The 3,543-nt window shown below is 65.1% G+C and carries 3 protein-coding genes; all 3 read right to left on the bottom strand.

Features of this window, described 5'->3' with window-relative positions:
- Positions 1–2,174, bottom strand: a 2,174-nt coding sequence (locus tag ACLQ62_RS08825) for a family 78 glycoside hydrolase catalytic domain (protein ID WP_411721273.1), incomplete at its 3' end; no start/stop codon positions are given.
- Between the two features lies 1 nt (position 2,175).
- Positions 2,176–3,084, bottom strand: a complete 909-nt coding sequence (locus ACLQ62_RS08820; protein WP_411721272.1) for a carbohydrate ABC transporter permease — start codon at positions 3,082–3,084, stop codon at positions 2,176–2,178.
- 8 nt (positions 3,085–3,092) lie between these two features.
- Positions 3,093–3,543 (bottom strand): carbohydrate ABC transporter permease (locus ACLQ62_RS08815; protein ID WP_411721271.1); only part of this gene is annotated, 451 nt, incomplete at its 5' end.

The raw sequence follows: 3,543 nt of genomic DNA, 5'->3' as shown, positions 1-3,543 counted from the left end.
TTGAGGTGGTACGGGGTGTGGAACGGGTCGTCGCTGGCGTGCGCATCGCAAATTATTGGCGTGCCGAAGTACCGGGTGCGGATGGTGTAGCCGCGCTGTTCGAATAGGTGCAGCAGTCGCGACCCTGCGGCCTGATCCTGCTCCTCGGTGGCGAGCAGGTCGAACACGATTGCCAGCGACAGGGCCGTCTCCGTATCGCTGACCACCCGACCGGACGGCGTGACGAACTCTGTGCGGAACGCGTCCACGGCGCGCTGGGCGACGGCGAGGTAGCGGGCCTCATCGTCGACCCGACCCAACACCCCGGCCGCACTCGCGAGCAGCCGGGCGGAGTACGCGTGGTAGGCCGTCGCAACGAGATACGGGTCGGTGTGCGATTCGTCCGGCCGGTCCGGCGGCGCAGCCGGGTCCAGCCAGTCGCCCAGCTGGAATCCGGTGTTCCACAGTCCGGAGCCGCCGGTCAACTCATGGACCTGGTCGACCCACGCGCACATGCTCTCGTACTGGTCGGCGAGAACCTTCTCGTCCCCGGTGCGTTGGTAGAGCACCCACGGGAGTACGACGACGACGTCTCCCCACGCCGCAGCTGGGTCGGCCGGGAACCCACACTCGATCCAGGGGACAAAGTTCGGCACCGAGCCGCGCTCCTTCTGTTCGGCAGCCACATCGCGCAGCCAGCCGAGCAGGGTTCCGGTGGACTGGTAGAGGAACGCGGCGGTCGGGCCGAACACCTGGATGTCGCCGGTCCAGCCCAGCCGCTCGTCGCGCTGCGGGCAGTCTGTGGGTAGGTCCACGAAGTTGTCCCGCATACTCCAGACCACGTTCTCATGCAGCCGGTTGAGCAGCGGGTCCGACGACTCGAACCGCCCGGTGCGCACCATGTCGCTGTGCACGACGAGAGCGACGACGCTGGACGGGTCGAACGCCCCCGGCCAGTCCTCCAGTTCGGCGTAACGGAAGCCGTGCAGGGTGAACCGCGGTGTCCAGCTCTCCGGCGCCCCGGTCCCGGCAAGCACGTACCGGTCGATCGAGGGTGCACCGCGGAGCGGGCGGGTCGACAGCTCATCGTTCTCGAGCACCTCGGCGTGGTGCAGCACCACGGTGTGCCCGGCCGGGCCGGTCGGCGCGATGCGCAGCTTTCCCGAGATGTTCTGGCCGAAGTCCAGGCGGATACGCCTGCCGCGACGCTCGACCGACACGGGTGCGAGTACCTCAGTGACCCGCACGGGAGGGCCGGTCGGTGCGACCAGCTCGGCCGGGAACTGCTGTCTGGGCAACTGCGCGGGTGTCTGCCAGCCAGCGGCGTCGGCGGCGAATCCAGCGGTTGCCCAGTCCAATTGTTCGAGCCTTGCGTCGTGAGACTCGCCCTCGTACAGCCCGGTGCTCGTGATCGCGCTCGGCGCCCACCGCCAGGCGTCGGTGAGGTCGATGTGACGCACGGTTCCATCCAGCAGGGTCAGCTCTAATTGCAGCAGCAGGGATACGTCGTCGCCGTAGTTGTTCCACAGCCCGCCGTTAAACCCAAGCTTCCCCCGCCACCAGCCGTCGGCCAGGAGCACCCCGATCACGTTGGGCCCGGGGGAGAGCAGATGCGTCACATCCAGCGTCTGGTAGCGCAGGCGGTGGTCATAACTCGTCCAGCCCGGCGCAAGCAGGTCGTCGCTGGCAGCAGCACCGTTGACGAGCAGGTCGTGCACACCGTGCGCGGTGGAGTACACCCGCGCCCGCCGCACATTCTCGATGTCAGGCAGGTCGAATTGCGCCCGGAGCAGGAAGGCCGGACGCGGTCCCCGCGTATCCCATTCGAGGGAGGGTGATACGAAGGGCACCCGCCAGTCGGCAGGGTGGAGCAGTCCGGCTTCGATGGAAACAGGCGCCGACCACTCTCCCGGGTCAGGCTCTCCGGTCCAAATTCGAACCCGCACTCCGACGCGTTCTCGTGAGCTAAGCGGTTCGGTGGGCCAGGGCACTAGGGAGCTGGCGTCGCTGTCGATCCGTCCGGTGCGGTGCACGGCAGTTGCAAGTCCGCGTTCCCGGGTGATCTCAAGTTCGTAGCCATCCTGCGTCGCGGTGTGCTCGCTGGCGGTGCGTCGCCAGGAGAGTCGCGGGGTCGCCTCGCCGATGCCGAGCGCGCTGGTGTGATGTTCAGCCCAGGGGGCCGTGGTCTGAGCCACCTTAGCCCTTGACCGCTCCGGCCGTGAGGCCTTTCATTACGCGCTGGTTGAGGAAAACGTACAGCACAAGAATCAGAACGACGTTGATGCAGATCGCCGCGAAGGTGGGCCCATATTCGACGACGCCGAACTGGCCGGTGAAGCTAAGCAACCCGACCTGGATCGTTTGCACGGCGCTTCCGCTGGTGAATGTCAGGGCGATGAGCAGGTCGTTCCAGATGAAGAAGAATTGCACGAGCGCCACCGTGAAGATGGCGTTGCGCACCATGGGAAACCCGATGGACAGGAACGAGCGGTAGATGCTCGCCCCGTCGATTGCGGCGGCCTCAAAGATCTCGCGTGGAACAGCGCGGAAGTAGGTGGCCATCATGAACACGGTCAGTGGTAAGCCGGTGGCCGTGTAGGTGATGATCAGAGGCCACAAGGTTCCGGTGAGTCCGGCCCGGAAATAGGCGGAAAACAGGGGCAGCAGGATCATCTGTCCCGGCACCATAATGCCAGCCAGGAACAGGAGCAGCACGGTGCTCCGGCCTTTCCAGATCATCACCTCCAGTGCGAAGCCGGCGGCCACGCCGAAGACGATAATCATGGCCAGGGCTGGGAAGGTGGCCAGGGCGCTGTTCAGGATGAACGAACCGACGTTGCCGTCGACCCAAGCTTCGGTGTAATTGGCGAAGTTGAGGAAGTTTTCCGGCAAGGCCCAGCTGGGGTTGTTGAGGAATTCGCTCTGGGTCTTCAGCGACCCAAGGAGGAGCCAAATCAGTGGGTATACGGTCACGACCAGGAGCAGTCCGATGACCAGGATGGCGGGAAGCTTCCTGACGGTGCGGCGCATGCGACGACGCGACGAGGAGTTGTCTGGCTGGATGGTTGAGGACCGGGGTGCGGCGGCAGCGGTGGACAGGGACATGGGAATTCCTAGCCTTTGGTGAGGTCGCGTCGGGAGGAGCGGAAGATGAAAATCGTGACCAGCAGGCAGATCATCGTCAGGAGCAGGGCGATCGTGCTCCCATAGCCGTAGTCCCCATAGCTGAATGCAGTGCGGAACATGTAGAGGGTGAGGGGGGTCGTGGTGCTGCCGGGGCCGCCGTTGGTGAGGGCCAACACCGAGTCGAACACCTTGAGGGTGCCGTTGATACTGAAGATTAGAGATGAAAGCAGCACGGGCAACGACAGCGGCAGGATGATGCTCTTGATTAGGGTCCAGCCACTGGCGCCATCCAGCCGCGCGGATTCCAGGACGTCCTCCGGAATGTCGAGGAGCCCGGCGTAGAGCAGGATCGCGTAGAAACCCATCGACCGCCAGATGTCCATGATCACGATCACGAGGAACGCGGTGCCGGCGCTTCCGAACCAGTCGACGGATGGC

The sequence above is a fragment of the Mycetocola sp. genome, from assembly GCF_046716805.1.
GTDB lineage: Bacteria > Actinomycetota > Actinomycetes > Actinomycetales > Microbacteriaceae > Mycetocola_A.
The sequence above is the reverse complement of the archived record's forward strand: the minus strand, read 5'-3'. Positions and strand labels throughout refer to the sequence as shown.

Bases quoted from the DNA above. Each gene is read 5' to 3' on its own strand.
- ACLQ62_RS08820 (WP_411721272.1), bottom strand. From the start codon at position 3,084: ATGTCCCTGTCCACCGCTGCCGCCGCACCCCGGTCCTCAACCATCCAG.